Origin of the sequence: Burkholderia sp. MSh2 (assembly GCF_000731655.1) — a bacterium.
Lineage (GTDB): Bacteria > Pseudomonadota > Gammaproteobacteria > Burkholderiales > Burkholderiaceae > Burkholderia > Burkholderia paludis.
In genome coordinates this window covers 1-518 of record NZ_JPGM01000161.1, presented here as the reverse complement: position 1 = coordinate 518, position 518 = coordinate 1, and the positions used below count along the sequence as shown (strand labels likewise).

Here is a 518-nt window from a genome sequence, read left to right as displayed (position 1 = left end):
ACGTCGACCGGCCTGTCGTCGGCCACCAGCTCGATCGGCTCCCTGTCGACCGGCCTCTCGTCGACCGATAGTTCGGTAACCTCGCTGTCGACTTCCACGTCGACCGGCCTCTCGTCGGCCAATAGCTCGATCACGTCGCTGTCCACGTCGACCTCGACCGGCTTGTCGTCGGCCACCAGCTCGATCGGTTCGCTGTCCACCGGCCTGTCGTCGACCGATAGCTCGGTCACGTCGCTGTCGACCTCCACGTCGACCGGCCTCTCGTCGGCTACCAGCTCGATCGGCTCGCTGTCCACCGGCCTCTCGTCGACCGACAGCTCGGTCACGTCGCTGTCGACTTCCACGTCGACGGGCCTGTCGTCGGCGAACAGCTCCATCACCTCGCTGTCGACCTCGACCTCGACGGGCCTCTCGTCGGCCAACAGCTCGATCACCTCGCTGTCGACCTCCACGTCGACCGGCCTGTCGTCGGCCACCAGCTCGATCGGCTCCCTGTCGACCGGCCTCTCGTCGACCGA

Annotated in this window: 1 protein-coding gene; it reads right to left on the bottom strand. The window is 67.0% G+C overall.

Translation table 11 applies throughout. The features are described from left to right. Positions 1-518 (bottom strand): hypothetical protein (locus GQ57_RS43520; protein ID WP_034200633.1); only part of this gene is annotated, 518 nt, incomplete at both ends.